This window comes from Synechococcus sp. CS-603, assembly GCF_977929215.1.
Window position 1 is genome coordinate 2,121,263 of sequence record NZ_OZ376778.1, and the last position, 24,589, is coordinate 2,145,851.

General features: G+C 64.1%; 28 protein-coding genes. 15 read left to right on the forward strand and 13 right to left on the reverse strand.

All coding sequences use genetic code 11. The features are described from left to right. Positions 1-5 precede the first annotated feature (5 nt). The 10 genes from ACXMDM_RS11160 to ACXMDM_RS11205 form a co-directional block, all read right to left on the reverse strand. Positions 6-1,310, reverse strand: a complete 1,305-nt coding sequence (locus tag ACXMDM_RS11160; protein ID WP_145537031.1) for a hypothetical protein — start codon at positions 1,308-1,310, stop codon at positions 6-8. Continuing rightward, positions 1,307-2,539, reverse strand: coding sequence for a hypothetical protein (locus ACXMDM_RS11165; protein ID WP_499569616.1), 1,233 nt, complete (start codon positions 2,537-2,539; stop codon positions 1,307-1,309). The genes ACXMDM_RS11160 and ACXMDM_RS11165 overlap by 4 nt, the downstream gene beginning before the upstream one ends. Further along, positions 2,536-3,444 carry a hypothetical protein gene (locus ACXMDM_RS11170; RefSeq protein ID WP_499569618.1) on the reverse strand — a complete coding sequence of 303 codons (909 nt, stop codon included), beginning with the start codon at positions 3,442-3,444 and terminating at the stop codon, positions 2,536-2,538. The genes ACXMDM_RS11165 and ACXMDM_RS11170 overlap by 4 nt, the downstream gene beginning before the upstream one ends. Then, a complete protein-coding gene (locus ACXMDM_RS11175) occupies positions 3,444-3,857 on the reverse strand; it encodes a hypothetical protein (RefSeq protein WP_499569620.1) in 414 nt (137 codons plus the stop codon). The genes ACXMDM_RS11170 and ACXMDM_RS11175 overlap by 1 nt, the downstream gene beginning before the upstream one ends. Then, complete coding sequence (locus tag ACXMDM_RS11180) at positions 3,857-4,618, reverse strand: hypothetical protein (RefSeq protein WP_499569622.1); 762 nt, start codon at positions 4,616-4,618, stop codon at positions 3,857-3,859. Before ACXMDM_RS11180 ends, ACXMDM_RS11175 begins: the two co-directional genes overlap by 1 nt. Positions 4,619-5,157: 539 nt before the next feature. Beyond that, positions 5,158-6,108: a hypothetical protein gene (locus ACXMDM_RS11185; RefSeq protein ID WP_071799653.1), complete on the reverse strand. Its 951-nt coding sequence runs from the start codon at positions 6,106-6,108 to the stop codon at positions 5,158-5,160. 3 nt (positions 6,109-6,111) lie between these two features. Further along, the gene (locus ACXMDM_RS11190) at positions 6,112-6,915 is read right to left on the reverse strand and encodes a hypothetical protein (protein ID WP_071799654.1); all 804 of its coding nucleotides are present in this window, start codon (positions 6,913-6,915) and stop codon (positions 6,112-6,114) included. Between the two features lie 96 nt (positions 6,916-7,011). Beyond that, on the reverse strand, positions 7,012-7,962 hold the full coding sequence (locus ACXMDM_RS11195) for a hypothetical protein (protein WP_071799655.1): 951 nt from the start codon (positions 7,960-7,962) through the stop codon (positions 7,012-7,014). 8 nt (positions 7,963-7,970) lie between these two features. After that, entirely contained in the window at positions 7,971-8,387 is a 417-nt protein-coding gene (locus ACXMDM_RS11200; protein ID WP_233830864.1) for a hypothetical protein, read from the reverse strand. A 72-nt stretch (positions 8,388-8,459) separates the two neighbouring features. Next, on the reverse strand, positions 8,460-9,362 hold the full coding sequence (locus tag ACXMDM_RS11205) for a major capsid protein (protein ID WP_071799657.1): 903 nt from the start codon (positions 9,360-9,362) through the stop codon (positions 8,460-8,462). Positions 9,363-9,590: 228 nt separating this feature from the next. Between ACXMDM_RS11205 and ACXMDM_RS11210 the strand changes: the two genes are divergently transcribed. The 6 genes from ACXMDM_RS11210 to ACXMDM_RS11235 all read left to right on the forward strand — a co-directional run bounded on the left by ACXMDM_RS11210 (position 9,591) and on the right by ACXMDM_RS11235 (position 13,034). Beyond that, entirely contained in the window at positions 9,591-10,127 is a 537-nt protein-coding gene (locus ACXMDM_RS11210) for a hypothetical protein (RefSeq protein ID WP_499569625.1), read from the forward strand. A 296-nt stretch (positions 10,128-10,423) separates the two neighbouring features. After that, complete coding sequence (locus ACXMDM_RS11215; RefSeq protein WP_071799659.1) at positions 10,424-10,627, forward strand: hypothetical protein; 204 nt, start codon at positions 10,424-10,426, stop codon at positions 10,625-10,627. A gap of 109 nt (positions 10,628-10,736) precedes the next feature. Next, complete coding sequence (locus ACXMDM_RS11220) at positions 10,737-11,471, forward strand: C39 family peptidase (protein WP_145537292.1); 735 nt, start codon at positions 10,737-10,739, stop codon at positions 11,469-11,471. 8 nt (positions 11,472-11,479) lie between these two features. Then, the gene (locus ACXMDM_RS11225) at positions 11,480-12,049 is read left to right on the forward strand and encodes a hypothetical protein (RefSeq protein ID WP_145537295.1); all 570 of its coding nucleotides are present in this window, start codon (positions 11,480-11,482) and stop codon (positions 12,047-12,049) included. Then, positions 12,033-12,344: a hypothetical protein gene (locus tag ACXMDM_RS11230; protein ID WP_145537298.1), complete on the forward strand. Its 312-nt coding sequence runs from the start codon at positions 12,033-12,035 to the stop codon at positions 12,342-12,344. The genes ACXMDM_RS11225 and ACXMDM_RS11230 overlap by 17 nt, the downstream gene beginning before the upstream one ends. Positions 12,345-12,389: 45 nt before the next feature. Further along, positions 12,390-13,034, forward strand: a complete 645-nt coding sequence (locus ACXMDM_RS11235) for a sigma-70 family RNA polymerase sigma factor (RefSeq protein ID WP_255448153.1) — start codon at positions 12,390-12,392, stop codon at positions 13,032-13,034. 29 nt (positions 13,035-13,063) lie between these two features. Here ACXMDM_RS11235 and ACXMDM_RS11240 read toward each other — a convergent pair whose 3' ends face one another. Then, positions 13,064-13,279, reverse strand: coding sequence for a hypothetical protein (locus ACXMDM_RS11240; protein WP_186437670.1), 216 nt, complete (start codon positions 13,277-13,279; stop codon positions 13,064-13,066). 189 nt (positions 13,280-13,468) lie between these two features. Between ACXMDM_RS11240 and ACXMDM_RS11245 the strand changes: the two genes are divergently transcribed. The 9 genes from ACXMDM_RS11245 to pglX all read left to right on the forward strand — a co-directional run bounded on the left by ACXMDM_RS11245 (position 13,469) and on the right by pglX (position 23,141). Then, on the forward strand, positions 13,469-13,738 hold the full coding sequence (locus ACXMDM_RS11245; RefSeq protein ID WP_071801799.1) for a hypothetical protein: 270 nt from the start codon (positions 13,469-13,471) through the stop codon (positions 13,736-13,738). A 256-nt stretch (positions 13,739-13,994) separates the two neighbouring features. After that, positions 13,995-14,933: an ArdC family protein gene (locus ACXMDM_RS11250; protein WP_071801800.1), complete on the forward strand. Its 939-nt coding sequence runs from the start codon at positions 13,995-13,997 to the stop codon at positions 14,931-14,933. A gap of 431 nt (positions 14,934-15,364) precedes the next feature. Further along, positions 15,365-16,018 carry a DUF1819 family protein gene (locus tag ACXMDM_RS11255; RefSeq protein WP_071799665.1) on the forward strand — a complete coding sequence of 218 codons (654 nt, stop codon included), beginning with the start codon at positions 15,365-15,367 and terminating at the stop codon, positions 16,016-16,018. Further along, the gene (locus tag ACXMDM_RS11260) at positions 16,015-16,632 is read left to right on the forward strand and encodes a DUF1788 domain-containing protein (protein WP_071799666.1); all 618 of its coding nucleotides are present in this window, start codon (positions 16,015-16,017) and stop codon (positions 16,630-16,632) included. The genes ACXMDM_RS11255 and ACXMDM_RS11260 overlap by 4 nt, the downstream gene beginning before the upstream one ends. Continuing rightward, entirely contained in the window at positions 16,629-20,114 is a 3,486-nt protein-coding gene (brxC, locus tag ACXMDM_RS11265) for a BREX system P-loop protein BrxC (protein ID WP_071799667.1), read from the forward strand. The genes ACXMDM_RS11260 and brxC overlap by 4 nt, the downstream gene beginning before the upstream one ends. Positions 20,115-20,464: 350 nt before the next feature. Then, on the forward strand, positions 20,465-20,632 hold the full coding sequence (locus ACXMDM_RS11270) for a hypothetical protein (protein WP_186437671.1): 168 nt from the start codon (positions 20,465-20,467) through the stop codon (positions 20,630-20,632). Between the two features lie 21 nt (positions 20,633-20,653). Continuing rightward, positions 20,654-20,953: a type II toxin-antitoxin system RelE/ParE family toxin gene (locus ACXMDM_RS11275; RefSeq protein WP_071799669.1), complete on the forward strand. Its 300-nt coding sequence runs from the start codon at positions 20,654-20,656 to the stop codon at positions 20,951-20,953. Between the two features lie 86 nt (positions 20,954-21,039). Next, positions 21,040-21,285: an addiction module antidote protein gene (locus tag ACXMDM_RS11280; protein ID WP_233830870.1), complete on the forward strand. Its 246-nt coding sequence runs from the start codon at positions 21,040-21,042 to the stop codon at positions 21,283-21,285. Positions 21,286-21,335: 50 nt separating this feature from the next. Then, the gene (gene pglX / locus ACXMDM_RS11285; protein ID WP_162922806.1) at positions 21,336-23,141 is read left to right on the forward strand and encodes a BREX-1 system adenine-specific DNA-methyltransferase PglX; all 1,806 of its coding nucleotides are present in this window, start codon (positions 21,336-21,338) and stop codon (positions 23,139-23,141) included. Here the strand turns inward: pglX and ACXMDM_RS11290 are convergent. Beyond that, a complete protein-coding gene (locus ACXMDM_RS11290; RefSeq protein ID WP_071799672.1) occupies positions 23,105-24,043 on the reverse strand; it encodes an IS481 family transposase in 939 nt (312 codons plus the stop codon). The two genes, pglX and ACXMDM_RS11290, sit on opposite strands and share 37 nt — an antisense overlap. Positions 24,044-24,221: 178 nt before the next feature. Continuing rightward, positions 24,222-24,410 carry a hypothetical protein gene (locus ACXMDM_RS11295; protein ID WP_071799673.1) on the reverse strand — a complete coding sequence of 63 codons (189 nt, stop codon included), beginning with the start codon at positions 24,408-24,410 and terminating at the stop codon, positions 24,222-24,224. Between the last annotated feature and the right edge of the window lie 179 nt (positions 24,411-24,589).

Here is a 24,589-nt window from a genome sequence, read left to right on the forward strand (position 1 = left end):
CGGGTTCAGAAGATAGTTGCGTCGTCGCTGGCAGGGGCTCCCACCCTCCGGGGCCACAGAACCCCACTGCTCGGCCGCGGCGAACCCGTGCCAGCGCCTGAGCCATCACCACCACCGGGCTCGACCTCCTCGCCCTGCAGCTCCAACAGCTCAATCGCCGCCTCTCGCATCAGAGCGTTCTGCCACAGCGCCGCCAGCGGCGTGTAGGCCGAGCTGCGCGGATCGCTCTGATCAGCCAACGCCACGCTGCTGACGGGCAGCGCGTAGAGCATCAGCCCAGAGCTGCGCTCACGCCAGCTGAAATCAGCAAACGAAGTCCAGCCAGGCGCCGTGGTCGGCAGGCTTCCCGCCGGCACACTCAGCCACCAATCCACACTGAAGCCACGGCCGAGCTGCAGCAAGCTCTGGCCACCCTCCAGCTCGATGCGGCCGTTGACATGCATCGCCCGCTCTGGATACAACGCCGGATCACTGCTCACCGGACCGATCCAGAGCGGCGCCGGCAAGCTCAGCAAAAAGGCATCCGGCACGTCCTGATAACCCAGCTGCCCAAAGGAGAGCACTTCAAGCCGTACTTCCGGCTGTAGCGCCACCCGGCTCACCAGCCGCTGCTGCAGCGCACTGGGGGCAGAGAGCTGCACACCAGGGCGCGCCAGCACAATCTTGCCCATCCGCCCCAGGCTGTTGGGCGCCATGCCCTGCAACTGCCGCAGGCAAACAGTCCAGAGGCCGCTTCCATCACGGGCCAGCAGGAACGTCCAGGGGTTCGGGTTCAAGTGGGTCTGCATCGGTGCCGCCGCCGCATCACCGCTGAACAGGAACCATTCCGCCCCAGGCATCGTGTCCTGCGCGAACAGCAGCAGCGACGCTCCAGGCTGCGCCTGCATCGCATCGCACTGCAACGCCGGATCAGAGCTCGGGCCACGCAGATCCCAGCGTGACCATTCGCCACTGAACGGATCACTCAGTGAGCCGTAGCCGTCGTTGTTGCTGCCGTCGTTGTAGAGCGAGCTGTGGCCGCCGTGATTGACGACCGACCAGTAGTCCTCAGCCGTGGTCGATTGCGTCCAGTACCAGATCCAGTTCTGCTCAGGCCCACCCAGTTGCAGCACCAGGCCGCGGCGCACTCCAGCGAGCGAACTGCTCGGTTGCCGCAGGATCGCCAGCGGCGAAGCCGCATTGGCTGGGGCCGCATTCACCACGGCGATGAAGGCGGCAAGCCGCTCGATCAGCAGCGGAAACGGGTCAGTCGCTGCCAGGCCGCGCCAGTTCAGCGATGGGAGCAGTTGGATCCCGCCAGCCCTGCTCATGTCCCCACCGTCCGGGGCCAGAGCACCCCTGCCTCTGGCCGGCTGCTGCCTCCAGGGCCACCGCCGTCACCACCATCAGGGGGGTCCTGCAGTAGCTCCAGCATCCAGACGCGCTGCAGCGGATGGGCCATCGCCAAAGCCGCTGGCACGTAGGCGGCTTGGTTCGTGCCATTGAGCGGAAGAGGCGGGGCGTCATCGAACGCCGGCAGATTTGGCACCAGCAGCAGGTCCGTCATTCCAGCCACCCAGCCGCTGTAAGCCGCGAACGTCGTCCAGCCCGCAACCGCCGGCATGGCCGCCAGCTCAGCAAGGCCGATCTCAAGCCAGGTCATCTGGAACCAGGCACGGCCGATCTGGAACAAACGCACGTCCTCAAGATCAAGGGTGCGGAACTGCTGCTCCAGCCGCTGGGGGTAGGCCCATTCACCACCAGACACCCGGCCCATCCAGAAGCGCAGCGGCAGCGGCTGTAGCCGCGGGCTCTCGCTCGCCGCACCGGCGCTATTGCGCGTGTTGCTGGTCACAGCCACGCCACGGGCCGCGTAACGGGCCAGGCCGGAGAAGCCCGCGAGCGACTGCGTGCTCGAGCGCAGCGTCTCGTACTGCTCCTGCAGATTCAGCAGGCAGCCCGATGGATTCTGGGCCGGAAACATCACGCACCAGCCGGCAGTGCCGGCCTGGCGGAAGAGCAGAAAAGTCCAGGGCCGGCCATTCGCCGCACCGTTCGGGTCGAACGGCACCACGCTCGAGTCGGCATGGAACAGCCACCACTCCGCCCCCGGTGTTGTGTCCTGCGCCCAGAGCAACACGCCAGGGGAGCAAGTGCTGGGGATCATCACGTTGCTGCCGCCGTTGCGGCAGTCCACCGCCGGATCGAGGGCGCTCACGTTCAGCAGGCGGCCGTAGCCACCGTTGCTGCCGTCATCAAGCCAGTTGCGGGCACGACCCACCCGCAGCAGCGGTGTTTCCAGGTCGCTGACCGGATGTACCCACTGCAGCACCCAGTCCTCGGTCGGGGTCTGCAGCCGCAGCACCATGCCTCGTTGGCTTCCTGTCGCATCGGTGTTGCGCTTGAGCACCGTCAGCCGGGCGTTCTCATTGCCTGGTGTGGCGTTCACCGTGGCGATGAAGGCCAGCAGGCGCGAGAAGAACTGGGAGTACGGCGCGGTGCCGCCTGCGCTCTGCCAATCCAGCAGCGGCGAGTTGCGCAGGCCACCTCTGATCGTCATGGCGGCGGGATGCGCACGGCCAGGTTGCCGCCGACTGTGACAACGAACTGGCCCGGCGGAGCCGTGTCCACCTGGGATGTCCACAAGGGGGTCAGCAGGGCGCGGCAGAGAAAGTCAGCCGGCAGCACCAGGGCCGGCTCGATGATCACCGGCCCCTGGTAGAACGCATAGCTCGTCGAGTTCACCACCACCGGCCAGGCGAACGAGGTGCCGAGCATCGGCTGCCACAGCCACTGGGAGCCCAGGCGGATCAGTTGACGGAAACCCGGAGCCGCTGAGCGATCGGCGATCATCGTGCAGCCGTTCTGCAGATAGCTCATCACCAGCCATTGCTCCTCGCTCATCTCGCGGGTGATCAAAAACAGCAGGTTCGATTGCGAGCTGCTGGCGCTGGCCATCGACAGGCCGAAATACTCCTGGCCTTCTGCCTCACCAGAGAAGACAACGTAGTCCTGCAAATGTGGAGGATTGGGCCCAGCTGTTGGGCTCAGCCTGTTACTCAGCAAGGTGGTGTTGCTGGTGATCATGGCTGTAGCGCCAAAACCATCGGTCGCTACGGCGGTGTCCACAACACCATGCACACCTCGCGAGCTATCGAGCGGGTCGTAATCGGCCAGCAGGCCGAACCAGACATCAAAACGGTTCTGCCGGTCGGGCACCGGACACAACGGCCCGCCGGCCAACATCTGGGCCACCAAGGCGCCGTGCTTGCTCTCGATCTGCAGCGTCCAGCCGCACCAGGCCGCATCATCCGCAGGGCCGTGGAGCACTGTGATCGGCTGCTGCGGGTAGCGCCCGTTCACCAACGCCAGCCAGCCCTCCAGCTGCCCAGCAGCGCGGCGGGCCAGATCGGGCCAGTCGAGCGTGGCGCCAGCCGGTGGCAGGAAGGAAAGGGTTGCGGCCATCAGTCGGTGAGCACCACGGCCTCGATCGCCAGCACAGGGTTCAGCGAACCGCTCTCCTCGATCCGCAGCCGCGCCAGCAAGCGCCTCTGCAGCGGCTGCTCGGCGTTGGAGTAACTGGTGCCTGGCGCCAGCAGCAATGCACCACCGCCCAGCGACGGGAAGCGCAGGTCGGCCACCACGCCGCTACCAGGCTCTGGATCCTGGTTAAGAGGCCGCAGCAGGTCTGCCTGGAAGGCCGCCTCAGAGTTGTAGAGCGTGATCCAGCTGGCCAGATTCACGTTCACGCGCCGGATCAGAGCATCAGAGCCCAGACCATCAAAGGCAACCGTCGTGGTCGCTGGGCCGACCAGCAGCGGCACGATCACCTCCTGCAGCTCACGCCGGGGCGTGTCGATCCGGGGAACCCAAGGCATCAGGGGATCACCGCAATCTTGCGGATCGCCCGCGTCTGCTGGGCGAAGGTCTTGCTGTTGGCAAACCAGTTGCCGTAATACCAGTCCTGCAGAATCACTTCTGTTGCTGAACTCTGCGTCGAGGTATTCATCTGCCCATCGAAGAAAGCCTCAGCACCGCCTAGCTCGAAAGGTATGAAAGCTGTACGATCAGGGCTTGAAATGGTGTAATTCGTCGATGGCGGCACGGCATAAGCATTGGTGCCAAACTGATCATTATTGCCTTCATCACTGGTCGGCTTGAAACGCCGATACAGAATCTCCAGCTCATAGAGAGCCGGCACGTACCAATCGCTGAAACCTGCGATCGTCAGTCCCCGCGCCCATTGATTGGCCGGATGACTCGCATTGTTGGCCGCCTCGCTATTGGCAAAGCCATCGAAGCTGCTGTCGGCTCCGCTGCTCGCCGTGTTCGAGGTCTTGGTCTGCTGGCTGCTCATCCCCGCCGCCTTTGGCGCAATGATCAGCGCATGGGTGGCCACGCCGTTGGCGCTCTGGGAGATCAGGCCGCCGTAATAGCCACCCTGATAGGAAGAGCCAATCGAGGGAAGATCGCCCACCGGCACACCGCTGGGGGCAGCACCAAGCTGGTACACCTCTCCAGTGAAGGTGTCGAGATACAGATCACCAGGGATCGAGCCCGCAATTTGAGCCAGCGGCGGGCCTGTGCCCACAAACCAGCCCGTGCCGCGGCTGCCAGCGCTGCCAGCGGCGCCAGGCACTCCCGGCACGCCCTGGATGCCCTGCTGGCCAGCAGCGCCAGCTGGGCCAACGACGCCAACACCCGCCGGTCCAGTCGGTCCCGCAGGGCCAGCTGCTCCCGCAGGGCCTGCAGGGCCCTGGATCGCGCCTGCATTGATCCAGGTGACCAGCGCTGCATCCCAGACGTAGAGCGTGTCGCCCTCGTCCTGAACGATGTAGGCATCGCCCTGCTGCCGGTTTGCGGTTGGCAGAGCCGAGAAGGTAGGGACTGAACCCTTGAGGTTGATCCCCGTTCCCGCCGGGCCCTGGGGCCCCGCAGGTCCGCCCGGTCCCGCAGGGCCCGCAGGCCCCGCTGGGCCAGTCCCGCCCGGGCTGCCCGGCCCGCCAGCCACGCCCGGCACGCCCTGCGGGCCGGCAGGTCCAACCCCGCCCGGGCTGCCAGCCGCACCAGCACTTCCGGGTAAACCCGGCACGCCCTGCGGGCCGCGGATCGAGCCGGTGTTCGTCCAGGCCATCAAGCGAGAAGCGGTCTGCCTCCTATTGCCAGACGCTCACGCACTCAGCGGTCGCTCTCGCAATACAACCGCTGCATCCGAATGTTCCGGGCTACTGCATTGATCGTCTGCAGCTGGAAGCCAGCACGCATGTAAATGGTGCCAGCAGGCAGTTTCAAGGTCTGGGAGCCTTCGGCTATCTGACCTGTGGTGAGATCGGCGATCGACCAGAACACCTCCGTGGTGTGGGGTGGTGCAAACACCCTGAAATCAATGGCACGTTGCGGCAGAAACTCAAGTCCCGTGTCCTGCAGTTGCAACAAGGTGTTGTTCTTGCTGGCGAACTGCCAGTTGCCATCTTGAGCACCAAGTTCTGAATGGCGGCGAAAGAAGCCGCAGTAGTGCCCAGACGGATTGTCAGAAGCAACAGAAGCCGACATCACCTGATTGGTCAGGCCACAGAACAGGCGGGTGCCGACGCCGGGACCGCCGCTGTCGTAACTGGCATCAGGAAAGCCAAGCCGCGCCGCATAGAAAAAGCCAGCCGCGCCAGAACCGTTGCCGCGCGTCCAGATCGTGTCACGGCCACCCGTTCCAGCCGTCACATTCGCCGTCGCCGCTGTGGCGAAGCTCGACATCCACCCGTAGGGCGCGGTCGACGCCGGGTGGCCGATGGTGCCCACGGAGGTCACAGCACCTCCGATCGCTGAGAGCGAGGTCGTCTGGTTCGGTGACACCAGCCAGAGATTGTTCTCGAAGAGCGCCGGCTGCAGCACCGTGCGCAAGCCCGAAGGCCCCAACTGGTTGAGCAGCATCCGGCCGGAGAGCTTGGCGCTGTAAGTGCGCAGGAGACCATCGGCTGGAGCCGATGGCTCGCTGGCTTGATCGTTGAAATCGAGCCACTGCAACGGCTCGCTGCCCGAGCCACCACCTGGGCCGGGTGGCCCAGCAGGCCCCGCAGGCCCCGCAGGCCCTGCTGGGCCCTGGATCGATTCACCCGTGGGATTCCAGCTCATCGCTCAAGCCACCAGCTCGAACACCAGGCCCGTCACACGGTCCAGGTAGAAATCACCCAGCGCCGGTGGCGGCTGGATCACCTCCATCCACTGCTGCGTCGGTGGCCCATCAGCCGAGTACCAGCGGGTGCCCCGGCTTGCTGCTCCGCTGCCGTACATCACCGTCAGGGCGGGCTTGCCATCCACAGGGCTCGGCAGCAGCCCCAGCCCGCCCTCGGGATGCAGCCGTAGCCGCCACAGCTCCGTGGCACTGCCGTTGTACGGCCGGCCGTCGAGGCCATCACCCGGCACCAGGGCCTGGGCGCCCGCCAGGCCGCCTCCACCACCGCCCTGGCCCGTGCCTTGGCCCATCAGGCCGATCACCACAGCCGGCGGCAGCGGGCAGCCCAGCAGCGCCACCTGCAGTGACGCCACATACAGCCCCATCGTCACCGTGACGAGCAGATCACTGCGCTCGGCGTAGACGTGGCGCAGCTTCGGGACATCAGGCCGCCCGATCGTCCATGGCACCAGCTCGGCCGTGCCATCACCCCAATCCACCTGCAGGTCCTGCATCGGCACGCCACGGGGATCCACGCTCAGCTCGATCGCCGCGGTGCTCAGCTCCTCGTTCCAGCGCCGCGCCGAGGGCATCCACCACAACTCCAGCATCGCTGCCGGCACAGGCCCCAGGCGAAAGCCGATCTCCAGCCAGCGCCCCACCGCCTGGGGCAGCACCCATTCCTCACCGCCAGGGCAGCCCAGGGGCGGCAGCAACCGCAGACGGCCGTCGTCTCGCTCCGTCGCGGTGGGCAGCGGGTAGGGCATGGCAGAGAGCCAGCGGCAAGGGGAGCTACCACCCTTTGCCAGACCAACAAAAAAGCCCGCCGCGATCAACGGCGGGCCGGTAGGTCGCGGGCGCATTCAGCCCAGTAAATCGCCAGGCACACCGCCGAGGCCATCAGCGAAAGCCGGATCAGGGGCCGTGGCGGCCTCCAGCTCCAGGCGCTGGGCCTCAGACACCATCTCCGCCTTGGTCATCGACTGATCCAGGGACACATCAAAGGCAGAGAAGCAGTGCTCGCTGATCTCCGCCTTGGTCATCGCCGCGAAGTCGATGATCAACAGCTCGGGCTCAGGCTGGGGCTGGGGATCAGGCACAACTGTGAACTCTTCAGCAGTCTTCGGGCCGACAGAAAGCATCACCGGCTCACTCTGGCCCACGCTGTTGACAAGAATCACCGGCAGCTGCATGGGCTCCTTGATCGTCTTGCAATCGAGGATGAGGCTGCATTCAATCTCGCTGCCGTAGGTGTAATTCGAGGCTGCAGATTGTGATGCGCCATTGATCAGCACATCGCCAGAAGCCTCAACGCCACTGCCCGTCACCGAAACCTTCACAGGCTTTCCTTTCGCCTGCAGGGGGGCTTCAGGCTTGAGCTGGGCAATCACCGGCAGGACAGGATCCGGTGGATCGGGGGGATCGGTCGGATCGGGGGGATCAGTCGGGTCAGTGCCGCCATCCTCGCCATCCGTCGAGATCGGCAGCACGGCCTGCCACTCCAGAGCCAGCCAGCCCTCCAGATGGCAGGGATGCACGAAACGGTCCGCCTCGCCTTCCTTGCGGATGCGCAGCATCCCCTCCGGCGTCTCCAGATACGGCGCACTTGCCGAGATCGGATTGCGCACCGTCGGATCAACCGGCTCCATCCGGTCGCTGATCAGGTGGTCCAGGTCATCAGAGGGGGGCGCCAGCAGTTCAGGCCGGGCCGATACATCGCTCGCCTGCGGTGGCGCCCATGGCGAACCCGACACCACCGGCATCACCCGACGAGCACCTTCCTCAGCCTGCAGAAACGGTTCCTTTTTGGCCATAGCAGCACTCAGGCGTGGGTGAGACCGGCGTAGGCGCCAGCAGGGGTGCTCGGAGTCAGCGTGCAGCGGGCATAAACGAAGGCGTGCTCCTTCACGTTCGCCGCATCAGCAGGGGCCACCACCAGGGCACCGCCGCTGATCGTTGCTTCCACCTGGCCGCCGGCAGCCGGCACCGCCACCGACGCTGCCGTGACCCAGGTGCCGATCGTGCCGTCCTTCAGTTCAGGCGCCAGCTCCAGCAAAAATGTCACCGCAGCAGCAGCGCCCGGGTGCTGAGCAAGAAAGGTGAAGTGACCCGCTGCATCGAGCGGCGTGCTGATCTTCACCACCTCAGCACTCACGCGCACCCGCTCAAACGGATCGGTGGCGCTGTAGTTAATCCAGCCCACCAAGGTGGTAACCGCATCAATCAGTTTGTTGGCCATTGCAGCCATGGTCGTGTCCTCTTTGTCGAAGGTGGAAGAAAAAAGCGGGGGTTCAATGAGCAGGTTCAGCAGTCAGGTCACGACAGGGCTGATGTCGTACAGGCGAGCAATGGCCCGGCCGTTGCACACCGCAAAACCGACGTACCAATCCACCCGGGTGCGGAACACCGGGGCGTCCTGCACCTCGCCGAAGTCCCGCACCGAGAGGCCGTAACGGCCCTCGAACGGTCCCTGCAGGCCGGTCATCAGCTCATCGCCGAGGGCGCAGCAGTAGAAGCTGGTGGTGCCGCCGGCTTCATCGAAGCCCAGCACCTGGTTGCCGCTGGCGTCCTCATCCACCACGAGGATTTCGACGTCCTCGAACCAGTGCCGGCCATCCACCACCTGGTAGAGGTCAGCGCTGAGCACCTGGCGGCTGGCGGTGCTGATCTGGCGGCGACCAGCCTTGCTCGTGATCAGCACCTTTTCGCCGCCGTTGGCATTCACCGAATCCACCAGGGATTCGAGCTTGGTGAGCTTCACCGAGCCGCCCTCGTTATCGATGGTCTGTGGAGCAGCAGGGGGCAGACGCTTGCTCAGCCCGTTGAAGGCACGCGGATCAAAGGTGGCATCACCGTTGATGATCGCCGCCTCCAGGGTGAGGCGCATCGAGCGCACCTTCTGCTCGGTCTGGCTGGCGCGGGACTCGGGGCCATTGAGGTCAACGATCGAGCGATCCACGTCGAGATCGCCACCGAAGAGGTGCACGAACTCCGAATCGTTCTCGACGGCGCCGTAATCCCTCCGGTAGCCCTCGTTTACAGCACGAAAGCCAACGCGAGGCAGCTTCACCTCTTTGGCGAATTGCAAGGCACCACCAGCAAGGTTGCGCCAAGTCATGCGGCGAAGCAGTTCACCTTCAACGAAGGTCTTGGTGACCGCCAGGCGGTCAACCCTCGTCTCATGCTTCATCGCCTCGATCAAGGTGAGGCCCATGGTCACTCCGGGGGTCTGGCCCCAGCAACGTCACCACCTATTGCCAGCACCACCGCAGCTGATGGGATATGGGGGGCTGACGGGCTCTTGTGGGCCTGAGGCGGCGGCGGCGGGGTTCGTCACGATCCACGGCGGCGCAAGGGCGGCGCAAGTCCGCGAGGCCGCTGCGCGGTCGCGGCCCCTTGCCCTCGCCGTGGTCTCGCTCGAAGTCCCTCCGGCCTTCCTGCCATGGCACCGCAAATCCTGCTCATCCAGCGCCGCTCTCAGCTCAGTGGCTACAGCGCCTATTGCTCAATCAAGCGCCACATCGCCCACGATGAATCGCTCACGCCCCGCGTCCTCGCCTGGCTGGTGCAATGCCCGCTGCAGGCACTCTCGGCCTGGCGGGTCGGCCCGATCTGGTTGGCCCATGGCGGCGAGTGGGCCGAGCGCCACGAGCTCGAAAGCTTCCGCTGGGAGCTCAAAGGCAGCACGATCATCCACGGCAAGGCGGTGAGCGTGATGCCCGATGAGATCACCGGCGGCTGGCGGGCACTCACTGAAGGAGAAGCCGAGCATGCCCACAAGGAGCTCTGGGGCTTGATGGGGGCGATCACCCAGGCCAAGATGCCGCTGGATTTCAACTTCAAGTTGAGGCTCAGCGCCCATGAGCTGAAGGCCTATGAAGCAGCCGATGAAGCCGGAAGGCTTGAAATGCGCCATCGGGTCTCTGGGCTGGTCAAAGAGCGCCGCAAGCAGGCGACTGCCGTCGGCTGGGCGGCCTGAGGGCCAAGGCCCGCCGGGAGCCTCAATCCCGGCACCCAAACACCGTGTGCCGGGCGGCCAGGGAAGCGGGATCAGAAAGCAAGTCAGCAGTGGACACGGTGACGGCGGGCGCCGTCGCTTGGATGTGGGCTACGCACAGGCCCCTTCATGGTCGGTGGGCGCCTCAAGGGCTGCGCAAGGCCGGGCTTTGTTGCGCCGCTGCGCGGCTGTGGGGCTGCGCAGGCGCTCCGCACGGACGCTGGGCCGGCCCCTTGACCCGCCCACCGCCTGCTTCTGGGTCCTGCGCTGCGCCACCAATGGCCACCACGCACCGCTCCACCCGCTCCCGCTTCAGTGCCTTGAGCTCCAGCCGCCTAGAGGATCTGCAATGGATCGCCTCAGGATCCGCCGCGCCATGCCGCCGTGTTGCGGAGCTGGCCGGGCAGATCCTCTTTGAGCGCCAGCTCGCCACTCCGGCCCGCTGCCCGGTGGGGGTAGGGCTGCAGGAGCTGCCCTTCTAAGGCGGCCAGGGGCCGAGGCATTCAGCGGCGGGGCTTGTGCCTCGCCTTTCTGCTGACACCTGGCGGCTAGGCCGCTGGCAAGAGGAGGAGAACGTCGCCCAACACGGCAATGCCCACCCCCATGACCGTGGCGCGGTTGATGGACCGCTTCCAGTACTTCGAGAGCAAACAGCAGCAGCAGGACGCCGTGGCGATGCTGCACGACGCGATCGGGCGGATCGAGCAGCAGCAGGGCCAGACCGAAATCCTGCTGGAAGAGGCGCCATGGGCTCTGCGTTTCAGCGAGTCACCGCCAGCACCGCCGGCACCGCCGGCACCAGCCTTCGCCAACCCGCTGGTGGTGCCCTACTTCTCCCAGAACGACAATGCCAGCGGCACCGGCTACCGCGAGTGCTTCTCCTCGAGCTGCGCCATGCTCGCCGCCTACTGGGGCAAGGTCAGCAGCGATGACGCCTACAACGTCATTCGCGCCCAGTACGGCGACAGCACCGAGGCCCAGGCCCAGCTCTCAGCCCTGCGTTCGCTCGGGCTGGAGGCCAACTTTTTCACCAACGGCGTCACCGCCGATCTGATCAAAGAGATCGACGCCGGCCGGCCCGTCGCCACCGGCTGGCTGCACAAAGGCCCCAGCTCCAGCCCATCGGGCAGCGGCCACTGGACCGTGGTCACCGGCTACGAAGCGGGTGGCTGGATCCACAACGATCCCAACGGTGAGGCCAACCTCACCAGCGGTGGTTACACCAGCAACCTCAACGGCAAGGACCAGCACTACAGCGCCAAGAACTGGGATCCCCGCTGGAGGCCCGGCGGCAGCGGCGGCTGGTTCCTGGTTTGCAAGGGCTGAGCAGAACCATGGCCGACCTCAGCAACCTGCAGCACTGGCTGTCCTTCTTCTGCACAGGCAACGTCACCCGGGCCAGCCTGGGTGCCATTGCGCCACTTACGGAAGAAGAAGCCGCCGGCTTCATCGGCTGCATGATCGTCGAGACAGGCTCACCTGATCTCTCCAACCTCGATGTGATCGAGGCGGGGAGCGGCGCCGGCCGCGGGGCCATGCAGTACACCGGCCTGCGCCGACCGCCCTACGACGCCGCCAGGGAGCAAGCACTGAGCGAGGGGATCGATCCCAACAGCAATGAGTGGCAGGAGATCTACTTCGCCCAGGAGTACGCCGGCCTGCACGATCCAGCCGAAGGTTCCCTGATCGGCTGGTGCTGCGTCTTTGAAGACCGTCCCGCCGGCCTGGATCCAGCTGCTGCTGCCGCCTACTGGACCGGTTCAGCCGAAAGCGGTGAGGGCTACTTCAGGCCCGGCACACCCCACAGCGAACGTCGTCAGGCAGAAGCCATGCGCATCTGGGACTTGATCGAAGCCGGTGACCTGCTCATCCCCAGCGAGCCAGACCATGGACGGACCAACTGAGCGACGACCACAGCAGATCTCACCACCAGCAGCCGGCGAGGAGCTGCCAGCAAAACCACCGTTCGACCGCGAACGCTTCCTCTTTGTCCTGCTCGCAGCGGTGATCATCAGCGAGTTCTCGATCTATCTCCTCGCTGGGACGGTGTGCGCCTGGCGGCTGGTCTTCCTCGATGCCAAAGCCTGCCCAGAGTTTCTGCTGCGGCTGCATACAGCCACTGAGTCCGCCCTCAACTTGATCCTCGCCCTGCTCGGTGGTGCCGCCATCGGCAGCAGCGTCAGCCGGGGCAAGCCGTAAACGGCAGGAACGATCCGGGCAAGCAGCCCGCGTGATCAAGGGTCCATGGTGGCCGCCACTCATCCGCTCCCAGCTTGCCCTTCCCTGCGTTTCGGGCTGGTGATGCGCGTTTTTCGCACACCGGCCATGCCCCGTACCCTCTCCGCGCGCGATGCCCTGATCCTGGAGTTCCTGCCCCTCGCCGATGCCACCGGCGGCAGCTTCTCTCGCCAATTCGCCGGTCTGATCGAGCGAGAAGATGCGATCCAGGTCGCCAGGTTGGCCCTCACCACAGCAGTCAGCCGGCTCAGCAACCGCAGCACAGCCCAGGCCTTTCTCAGGGCCACCATCACCGGAGCACTGCGTCACCATCTCCGCGATCGCGTCCGCCTGGTGCGGGTGTCACGCCGCGAGCATGAGAAAGGCACCACCCCTTTCCGGCACGAAAGCTTGGATCAGCCGCAGCCCAAAACCGGCCTCTGCCTGCTGGATTTGATCCCTGCTGAGGCCAGCGCAGAGCAGAGCGAAGAGTCAGGCAAGCTCGAAGCAATGCTGGATCAACTTCCGGCCAATCAGGCCGCCGTGCTCAGGCTGCACATCCTCCAGGGCCTCTCGATTCGCCAGGCGGCAGAAGCCATGGGGGTGAGCCACACCACAGCCCACAGGCTGGAGCGCAAGGCACTGGCCAGCCTCAGGGCGGAGCTGGCCTGAGGGCCATGGCCCTGCATCACACCTACGAGTCAGACCAGCTCCAGCGCCGTGTTGCGGCGCAGGTAGGTCTCCAGCTCCAGCTTGCGGATCACCCGCGACTCGTTGTTGTTGCTGATCTGAACCTTCTGGCCGCTCATTGAAGCCGTCACCCGCCAGGGGCCAGGGCTCGCGGGTCGCGGCGCGGGGGCAGCAACAGCTGGTACCTCGCCCAACAATGCCGCCAGTTCGCTTCGTTCACCAGTCATTCAGCACAACGCCAGGCATCAGCCATTGCCACTGAGCAGACGGCAGAACGCTGAGAAGTCGGCTGGCGGGTTGCTTCATGGTCCGCCGGGGCGCAAGGGCTACGCAAGCGGTTGCGCTGCGCACCACCGCCCTTGCCCACCCGGCGGGAACGGGCGCGTCCCGTCACTCCGCCTTTGGCGGCCCGGCCCATGGCTTACGCCCTCGATTCCCTCTCCCGGCAGGATCCCCTCGCTGTCGTGCAGTCCTGCCACTCCACCCTGCTGGGCCTGCTGCGGCGCCAGCAGGGCCGCCCGATCAAGCGGCTCTGGATCGATCACCCCTACGGAGAAGAGGAGCTGGCCTTGCTGGAGGAGGAGCTGCTGCCGGCCATGGAGCAGTTCCTGGTTCGCGTCGGCGAGATCGATGCCGCCATCGAAGCTGCAGCGGATCGAGCCAGCGAGATCAGCAGCGCAGCCTGAAGCCGCTGGTAGATGGCCTGGCGGCCCTTAGCTCACGCACCAGAAGTGGGGCACCGGGGGCCGCCTCGCTCAGGCTTGCCACGCTGCCGTGGCGGTGTCTTTCGGCAGCAGCCCAGGAGGCCCAAACGAATCTCACAGTGGGGGTGAGTCGCGCAGGTTTCCGCATGGTCTGCGGCGGCGCAAGGGCTACGCAAGCGGCTTCGCCGCCCTTGCCCTCGCCGCAGTTGCCATCGCGGTCCTGCGCTCGTTCGCACCCATGGCCACCACCACCCGGCCCCGTTCCAAGTCCAAGAAGTTCGAGGGGCCATCCCCAGAGGAAAGGCTCACCGCATCCATCGTCTCCCTCATGGAGAAAGGCGTCGCACCCTGGCGGCGGCCCTGGGATGGCACTGGCGGTGGCCACCACGTCAACTTGATCTCGGGTCATCGCTACCGCGGCGCCAATCCGATCCTGCTCACGCTCGGCCTGCACATCCGGGGATCGGCCCTGCCGTTCTGGTGCGGCTTTGCCGAGGCCAAGAGGCTCGGGATCTTCCCCCGCAAGGGCAGCAAGGCGGTTCACATCTTGCGGCCCCAGCTGCACAACCGCGAGGAGGCAGGCGATGGCGGTGAAGTCACCTTGAAGAGCTGGGCCAGCTACCGGCCGGTAGCGGTCTTCAATGCCGCCGATCTCGAGGGCCCGGCCCTCGCCGGCTTGATCGAAGCCCGCAAGCTCGCCGAAGGCGTTGAGTCAAAGCCGGAGCCCGAGCGCCTGGAGGCCGCCGAGGCCGTGCTGGGGGCCTGGCCGGTGCCGGTCAGCTTTGGGGGTGATCGCGCCTGTTATGTGCCAGCGATCGATCGGATCCAGCTGCCCGATCGCGCCAGCTTTCACTCACCCGCTGCGTTCTGCTCCACCTGGGCCCATGAGCAGATCCACTCCACCGGCCATGAGTCGCGCCTGAAGCGGGATCTGGGCGGTGTCTTCGGGAAGGCTCGCTATGCACGCGAGGAGCTGGTCGCTGAGCTGGGCGCGGTGCTGCTGGGGGATCGGTTGGAGATCGGCAGCGAGATCGAGAGCCATGCCGCCTATCTGGGCCACTGGATCGAGATGCTCAAGGCTGAGCCGACGGTGCTCTTTCAGGTGTTGAGAGAGGCGCGGCAGGCAGTGGATCTGATCTATCCAGAGGCGCATGGGGAGGCGGAGCTGAGCGCCTGAGTGAGCCCCACCGCAAGTGAATGGGGGGAACATCCAGCAAAAATGTCCATCGTCAGCCTCGGGATTGGCTGCGCAAAATGACCTAATGCCCGGCCCTCTGCAAAGCACAGCGCCTTCACTGAAGGCTTCACTTTTTCGCGGCTACCCCTAGGGCAAGACCACGTTCTTTCAGGCCAATCTGTCTGCCAGCTGGAGGCGGCCCACAAGACAGAGGTCCCGCATCAACAGCAGGCCTTAAAGATGACTGCTGGCTGCAGGGGTCTGGTATTTCGCAGGAAACGCTGACCAAAATCCTTTGAGCGCCCATAGCTTGCGTGGGCGCTCAAAGGCATGGGGGGCTTGGTTTGTTGGATGGGATAGCTGCCCTGGCAGTGCCAGGATCAAGGCGCAGAAGTTGGGTGGGGACGTTGGCGAAGACTGCCGTCGGAGCCATGCGGTACTGCCTGAGCTTCACCGCCGCAAGCCTGAGGCCCGAACTCGCGTGCGTAATTGCTCAGGTTCACCTGCAGCAGGCGGACTGGCAGAAGACCAAGACGGCTGTCCTGACGAGCAACGCCCTCCAGGCCAGATCCGCCAGCAGTGCCAAACGGCTGGAGTCGGAACTGCGACAGCGGCTACAGACCCTCACCCCAGCCCAGCTGGAGCTCCTGGCCACTGGGTCGGGCGAAGACCGCACAGCTATGGCCTGGCTGGCATCTCTGAAGCGGATTCAGCTGGCTTTTGACGTGGTGCAGGAGGTGCTGGCCGAGAAGCTGGCCGGGATGGATCCGGTGCTGCGCCGCTCCGACATGGTGGCGTTCTATGAGCTGCAAGAACTCATCCACCCGGAACTGGCCGAGGTGGCCTCGTCCTCGCGGCAGAAGATCCGCTCCACTCTCCTGCACATGTTCCGCGAAGCAGGATTGCTGGTTGGTAAAGCAGGCAAGGGAGGTGTTTTAGGAACGGTGCAACGCCCCCTGCTCTCCCTTGAAGTTCAACGGCTGGTCTCAGCGGAGGACCCCGCTCTTCTGGTGGGCTTCCTCGTCGCACCCCCCAGGCAGTCACGGGCTGTGGCGAAGGCGAACGTGCTGGCGCCCAGGCGATGAGCACCAAAACCACCACCGGCCTGGATCAGCGACTGAAGCAAGTTCTGTCTCAGCCCAGCTTCCTGGCGATGAAGGGGTTGGCCAAGGAGATCCCAATCTTCATCCAGACCTACGACCCCTCCGAAGAAGACGAGCTGCGCCAGATCGTGAAAGGTCTGCTCCAGGGGCTCAAGCAGGAAGGACTGCGTGTGATTCATCTGGACCTGTTGGAGCTGGTGATCCAGATCCTTGAGGAGAAGGGATTTCTCGAGGACCTTCTTCGGGACGAGACCACTTATTCGAAAAGTGACGTATTTGAAACACTGCAGAGCACCTCGGATCCCACAAAGGCACTTGTACCGAAACTGATGGAGGTGATCGGTGCGAATCCACAACTCACCCTGATCACGGGATCAGGGCGGATCTATCCCTTCCTGCGCACCCACACCATCATCGAGGCCCTGCAACCGGAGATGGTGAGGCACCCTGTGGTGATCTTCTTCCCCGGTGAGTATTCACAGGATGCTGACGGTGGTTCCTACCTGCGACTGTTTGGCACTACGCCCAACACCAAGATCGAGAACCCCCACTACCGCGCCACCAATCTCGCCTACTTCGACACCCCGATCTCATGACTGCCGCCACAATCCGCGAGCTCTTCGCCAAGCCGGTTGACCGTCCGATCGATGGGGTGATCAAGGCCGACGACGAGCGCAACCTCAAGGTGGAGCTCGATGAGTATGTGATCACCCGCGATGTGCTCAAGGGTCTGGGATCCTTCGTGGACTGCTACCTCGACAACCCCACGGCCAATGGGGTATGGATTTCTGGTTTCTTCGGCTGCGGCAAATCGCACCTGCTGAAGATCCTCTCGCTGCTGCTCGACAGCGAGCGGCGCGTTGGGCCAGAGAACGAGCGGCCGGCTGACATCCTGCTGCCGAAGGTGGAAGACGAAATCATCCAGGCCAACCTGCGCAAGGCGATCACCACGCCGGCGCGCAGCGTGCTGTTCAACATCGATCAGAAGTACGACGGCATTGGCGGCGAGCACAGCGCCCCGATCCTGGAAGTGTTCATGAAGGTGCTGAACGAACTGCAGGGGTATTACGGCGACCAGGGCTATATCGCTCGCTTCGAGCACGACCTCGACAAGCGCGGTGCGTTCGGTGATTTCAAAGAAACCTATCTTCGCCTCAATGGCCGCAACTGGGAGAACGACCGCGAGGCTGTTGCCACCGTCACCAAGAGTTCTTTTGCTCGGGCCTACGCCGAGCAGTTCTCCACCAGCTCCGAGGAGGCAATGAAGGTGATCGGTGAGGCCAAGGCCGAGTACCGCCTCTCGATCGAAGGCTTTGCTAACCGCGTCAAGGAGTACCTCGACAGCCAGCTTCCCGGCTGCCGGCTCAACTTCTTTGTGGACGAGGCGGGCCAGTTCATCGGTCAGGACCGCAGCCGCCTGCTCAACCTGCAGACCGTGGTGGAAAGCCTGGCGACAGCCACCAACGGCCGTGCCTCCGTATTCGTGACCTCCCAAGCCGACCTGGAGGGAATCCTGGGCGAGGAGAAGGTGCGCCAGGCCGATGATCTCAGCAAGATCCAGGGCCGCTTCCGCACCAAGCTCACCCTGGCCAGCGCCGATGTACAGGAGGTGATTCAGCGGCGGCTGCTGGAAAAGGATCCGGTGGAGCCAGATGAGCTGATCCAGATCTATGGGGCGGAGAAGGACAACCTCCAGACCCTGTTCCGCTTCGGCGACAACTCCCTGCAGCTCAAGGGCTGGGCCGATTGCCAGGCCTTCTGTGGCCTCTACCCCTTCCACCCGTATCAGCTGAACCTGTTCCAGCAGGCGCTGCAGAGCCTCGCGGTCCACAACGTGTTCGGCGGCCGCAACATGGCGGTGGGTGAACGCTCGATGCTCTCGGTGTTCCAGGAGGTGGCCAAGGCGATCATGGATCTGCCGATCGGCCAACTCGCCAGCTTCGATCAGCTTTACGACGGCATCCGCGATGTGATCCGTGGAGACAAGCAGCAGACGATGGTGCTGGCGGAACGCCAGGTGGCGCCGTTTGAACTGCGCATCCTCAAGGCCCTGTTCTTGCTCAAGTGGGTGTCCCCGTTTAAGGCCTCACCTCGCAACATTGCGATCCTGTTGATCGATCAGCCCGATCTCGACATCCGCGCCCATGAGCAGCAGGTGAAAGAGGCCCTGCGCAATCTGGAAGTGCAGAGCTACCTGCAACGCAGCGGTGAGCTCTACGAGTTCCTCACCGACAAGGAAAAGGATGTGGAGCAGGAGATCAAGACCACCACCGTGGAAGACTCCCAAGTGATGGGAGCGCTGCAGGCCACGCTCTTCAACGACGTGCTGCGCACCAACAAGATCCGCTTCGAGGACAACAACCAGGATTATTCCTACGCCCAGAAGATCGATGATGCTCTGGTGAAGGGAAAGCCTGATGATGTAGCGGTGAACGTGATCACCCCGGAGCACCCCAACTTCGGCAATGAGGCGATCCTTGTGGCCCAGAACATGGGTCGAGCTGATCTGATGGTGATCCTGCCGGCCCAGGGCCGGCTCACCGATCTGATCCGCACCTACCTGAAAACCGATAAATACATCAAGCAGAACTCCGGCGGTGAAGACGAAGCGCTCAGGGAAATCCTGGCCCAGCGGGGGCGGCAGAACAGCACCCGCCGCAGTGAGATCACCCGTCTGGCTGGTGAGGGATTGCGCCGAGCCCCGCTGGTGGTGAACGGCAGGCGGCTGGAGGTGGGTGAGGGCGATCCCCAGAACCGTTTTTCCAAGGCCTATCAGGAGCTGATCCGCTCGGCCTTCCCCAAGCTGCTGATGGTGAAGCAGATCTACAACGAAGGCACCTTGATGAAGGTGGTGCAGGAGCAGGACGACCTGCTTGCTGGCAGCGTGCTGCAGCTCTCGGAAGCGGAGCAGGAGGTGTACACCGAGGTGGTGCGTCGCCAGAACAAGGAAGGGGAGCGCACCTCCGCCGCCGATCTGATCGAGGTGTTCGAGGCCCGGCCCTACGGCTGGAGCCCCTGGGCCACGCTCACCTTCCTGGGCCGCTTGTTCCGCCTGGGCAAGGTGGAGCTACGCGAGAAGGAGATCCTGAGCCCCAACGAAGTGATCGATGCGCTCACCAACAGCCGTCGCCAGGGGCTGGTGCTGGTGCGCAAGCAGGAGCAGATCGATCCTGCGGCGATCAACACGCTCAAGCGTTTCCACCAAGACTTCTTCGGGGTGGCGAGCAGCGGCACTGATTCCCGCACCACCGCCACAGCAATGCGTGAGGCGCTGGCGCGTGAGGCCGCCGAGCTCGACGCGATCGCCAGCCAGCAGGAGCGCTATCCGTTCGTGGCCGCTGTCGCGCCGATCGCCGCCAGGGTGCGGGAGCTAAGCGGCAAAGACGACCCCTACCTGCTCAACCAGCAGGCCCAGTTCACCGCCGAGCTGCTCGACCAGCTGGAAGACACGCTCACGCCGATCAAGGCGTTCCTGAACGGCGAGCAGAGAACGGTGTACGAGAAGGTGCGTACCTTCCTGGCCAGGCACGGCGACGACCTGATGGAGCTCCCGCCTGAGCCGGTGGCGGTGTTGGGGCGGGTGATGGACAGCCCGGCGCCTTATCACGGCCCGCTGCTGCCGGAGGCCAATGGAGCTGTGGCGACGCTGGAGGCCCTGCTTGAAGAACGGCTGCAGCTGACCCGCTCAGAGGCCCTGGCCCAGATCGCTGAGCAGGAGACCAAGCTCAGGGCCGGTGCTGATTTCCAGAACCTGGCACCGGAGCAACAGGAGCAGGTGCTCGCCAGCACCGATCGGGTGAAGCAGGAGCTGGTGAAGGCGGAGCAGCCCGCTCGGGTGCAGCTGCGGCTCGATCGTTTCCAGAAGGCGGATGTGCCGGCGTTGCTGCAACGGGTGGCGGCCATGGCCGCCCCGGCCGATGCCCCGGTGGCCCTGATCAAGGTGGTGCCTGCATCGAGCTTGCGGCCGAACTTCCCCCTGGGCCAGCTCACCAACCGCGAGGAGCTGGGGCAGTGGCTGGAGGCCTTGCGCACAGCGGCCCAAACCGAGCTGGATCAGGGGCACCGGATCAGCCTGTAAGAGGCCAAGAACCCCGGCCACCACTGGATCTGACCCGTAACTTAAAACCTTTTATGTAAACCCATGCCCCTCCCCAGCGCTCTCACAAAACCACCGCAACGCAGCGCGCCCCAAGCCAAGCGGAGAGGTTGTGCTTCGGCAGGATCTGGCGCGCTTCGGCAGTGCAGCACAGATCAGCCGGGCACTCAACCAGCTGATTGCCGAGGGCAGGCTCGTACGCATCGTCACGGGGGTGTACGCCAAAGCGGCGCCGGGGGCGCTCTCCGGCATCCCGATGGCCAGGCAACCGCTGGGGGCTCTGGCGGCTCGGTGCCGCACAGCGGCGTTACAACGAACGCCTCACCACCCAGGTGTCCTGGCGCACCACCTTCGACAACGGCAAACGGCGCATCAGCCGCCGGCTGCAGATCGGCAAACGGGTGGTGAACTATGAAAACGGTCTCACCCGCCCAGCCTGGCGACGCAGCAGAACGCAGCGCAGAAACCTCAGCGGCTCAACAAGCGGTGCAGGCCTGTAGCTCAGGAGCTACAGTTGGCTGATGAGGGTCGTCAAGTCGGAGGTCTACCAAGCGTGGATCGACGGCCTCAGGGATCAAGCCGGCAGGGCTCGAGTGTTGATGCGAGTGGATCGCTTGATCCATGGCAACCCCGGCGACTATCGCAATCTCACGGAGGGAGTGTCTGAACTGAAAATCGATGTCGGACCCGGCTACCGGGTGTATTACGCCCGAAGAGGCGATCACCTGCTTCTGCTGTTGGGCGGGGGCAGTAAAGCGACCCAGGCCAAAGACATCGCCAAGGCTCTTGATTTAAACCGTGAATTTGAGGATCACTCGTGATGAACCAAGCCCAACCCCTTGCTAATCCATCGGCAACCAGGTTCACGCCCTATGACGTGGCCGAGCATCTCAGAACGCCAGATGAGATGGCGGCCTATCTGGATGCCTGGCTTGAGGAAGCACCGGATGATGTGGCCGGTCTTGCACGGGCCTTGGGGGACATTGCCCGAGCCAAGGGGATGACACAGGTGGCGAAAGACACGGGCCTCAGCCGGGAGAGCCTTTATCGGGCGCTCAGCGCCGATGGCAATCCAAGCTTCGCCACCGTGCTGAAGGTGACCAAGGCTCTGGGCTTGCGGCTTCATGCCCATGCCGTTGCTTGTGAGGGTTGATCAGATCCATGCCCATCAACACCGCCAGCCTCAAAACCTTCGCTCCGGCGATGCGGCGGCAGCTGATCGAGGCGGTGGGCCGCAAGCTCGATCGGTTGCTCACCAGCACCACCCCCGACACGCTCACCACCTACGCCACGCAAATTGCTGAGCTGCGGCAGCAGGAGCAGATCAGCCGGCAGGAGCTGCTGGAGCGGGTGGCCTACAGCTGGTTCAACCGCTTGGCGGCGCTGCGTTATCTCGATGCCAGGGGCTGGCATCCGTTCGGCGCCAAGGTGCTGATGCCGGCCACGGATGCCGACACCCAGCCGGAGCTGCTGAAACTGATGCGCAACGGCCAGCTGCCGGCGGAGCTGCAGCGCCACAGCCAGGAAGCACGGCTGAACCAGCTGCTCGATGGCCAGATCCCCACGGCCACCCCCGGCGCCGACCCCCAGGGGGAGGTGTACCGGGAGCTGGTGCTGGCGGTGTGCCGCTTCTATCACCAGCTGCTGCCAAACCTGTTCGAGGGGCTCGATGACGCCACCGAGCTGCTGCTGCCCGATGACCTGCTCACCGATGGCTCCATCGCGGCGGGCTTCCGCCGCTCGATCCATGATGCCGACTGCGACGACGTGGAGATATTGGGCTGGCTGTATCAGTTCTATATCGCCGAGAAAAAAAAAGAGGTGATGGCCCGCAAGAAGGCGGTGCCTACAGAAGACATCCCCGCCGTCACCCAGCTGTTCACCCCGCACTGGATCGTGCGCTACCTGGTGGAGAACTCTCTGGGGCGGCTGTGGTTGCTGAACCGTCCAGCCTCGAAGCTGCGCGAGCACATGCCCTACTACATCGAGGGCGAACCCGAGACCGACTTCCTCAAAATCACCAAGCCCGAGGAAATCCGCCTGCTCGATCCCGCCGTCGGCAGCGGGCACATGCTCACCTACGCCTTCGACCTGCTCAGTCTCATCTACGCGGAGGAGGGCTACGCCCCCAGCGAGATTCCGGCCCTGATCCTGCGGCACAACCTCTACGGGCTAGAGATCTGCCCCCGTGCCGCCCAGCTCGCCGAGCTGGCGCTTGTGTTCAAGGCGCGGGAATCGTCGCGGCGCTTCTTCCAGAGCGAGCAGCTGGTACGGCCGCAGATCATCGAGCTGCAGAACGTGCAGTTTGAAGGGGACGAGCTGAATGACTACATCGAGGCCCTGGGTCTCGGAGAACTGTTCGATCAAAACCTGTTCAAGTTGCTCCGGAAATTTGAAGAGGCGAAAAACTTCGGCTCGCTGATTCAGCCTTGCATGGATGAACGAAGCCTGGCCTTTGTGCGCGATGCCATCGAAGCAAAGGACCTCGGCGGCCAGCTCTTCCTGCGCGAGACGCACCTCAAAGTCCTGCGCGTGCTCGCACAAGCCGAGGCGCTCACCCAGCGGTATCACGTCGTCGTGGCCAATCCGCCGTATATGGGTTCGAAAGGGATGAATTCCAGCGTGAAACGTTTTCTTGAGACGCAAGTTGAAGACTACAAATCTGATCTTTTCGCCGCATTCATAGTTCGCTGTCTATCACTAGTGTTTCCTGACGGTTTCCTCGGTTTCATGTCGCCATTCGTTTGGATGTTCATCTCGTCCTATGAGGGGCTTCGCAAGAGACTAATTTCTCAAGCAACCATTACGACGCTAGTGCAACTGGAATACTCTGGATTCGAGGGGGCGACTGTTCCGATCTGCACATTTGCTCTTCAGAACAAGCACAATGCAAAATATCGGGCCGGATATATCCGTTTGTCAGATTTTCGTGGAAGTGAAAAGCAAGGGCCTAAGTGTGCTTTCTCACCAGGTCATTCAGCGATCAGCAGCCGCTGGAGGCATTGCTGAGGAGTGAGGCCACCGAGAGCCATGTGGCACCTGCTGCCGTTATAGATCCCCAGATAGCGGGGTAGCCAGCGGTTGCGTTCATCCGATGTTTGGTAGGCGATCACATAGGCCCATTCCGACAAGATGGTTTTGATGAACCGTTCGGCCTTGCCGTTGGTCTGCGGGGTGTAGGGCTTGGTGCGGATGGGTTTCAGATCCAGAGCCCGACAGGCTTTTCGCCAGTCATCCGAGCGATAGGAGGGGCCGTTGTCCGAGAGGATCCGGCGACAGGTGATCCCCTGTTCAGAAAACCATCCGACGGCACGGGCCAGGAAGCCAACGGTTGTCGCCTTCTGCTCGTCTGCGAGCACCTCGACGTAAGCCAGGCGGGTGGCGTCGTCGATCGCGACATGTACCTTCTCGTAGCCGGCACCTCGGGAGGAGCCTTGACGACGGTCGCCGGTGATGCGGTGGCCGACCCGCTCAAACCTGGCCAGCTGTTTGATGTCGACATGGATCATGTCCCCGGGGCGCTCCCACTGGTAGCGACGAACAAGACGTTTGGGGTCAAGGTTCTTCAGGCGTCCCAGGCCCAGGCCCTTCATGAGCCGACCAACGGTGGAGAGGGGCGCACAGAGAGCCCTGGCGATGCGGCGGAGCGTGCAGCGCTGGTGCCGCAGGTCTACAGCCTGCTGGAGTTGCTGCGGATCGAGCGTCCGCCGCTGGCTGCGGCGAACACTCCGTCGATCCGCCAGTGCCGCTACGCCGCCTGCTCGAAACCTGGAGAGCCACTTGTAGGCCGTACGCAGGCTGATCCCGGCTTGTGCTGCAAGGGCTTTGAGTGGCACGCCTTCATCGAGATGCCGGCGGATGAGCCGTTCCCGACTGATGGGTGTCAGTCGGGCCAGAGGGTGGCTATGCATGGTGTGTGAGGTCTTGGGACGGTGGTGACACTCCGACCCTGGCGACCTCACACCCCCTTGTCAGCTGAACAACGTGGTGGGACTACACACTTAGGCGTGAGGCCGCCGAGAGCCATGTGGCACCTGCTGCCGCTACAGAACCGCAGATAAAGGGCAACCAGCGGTTGCGTTCCTCTGATCAGGCCGCCTTGCTGCCCTTTCCCACGCCACCCCCCTCGAACAGCGGGCCCAGCGGCACAACTTCCAGCTGGCCCTGTTCCGCTATCTGGAGCCCGGATGGGTTGGGCTGCTCCGGTCCGAACAGCTCGACTGGCGGAGCATCATGTCCGAGCGGCAGTGGGTTCTGCCGGTAGCGCTGGCGCGGCATGGTGACGAAAGAATCGATGTGTCACTGATTTTGACAGCGCCAGCAGGATTCAGCCCTGCGGCCGGGCCTTCGATCGCTTCGCCACGACCCGCTCTCAGGCATAAACTCCTATTGCCTCCAACAGCCATCCGTCCGATTGTTCACTTATCGTTTTCGGAGGCCCAACGATGGATGACACT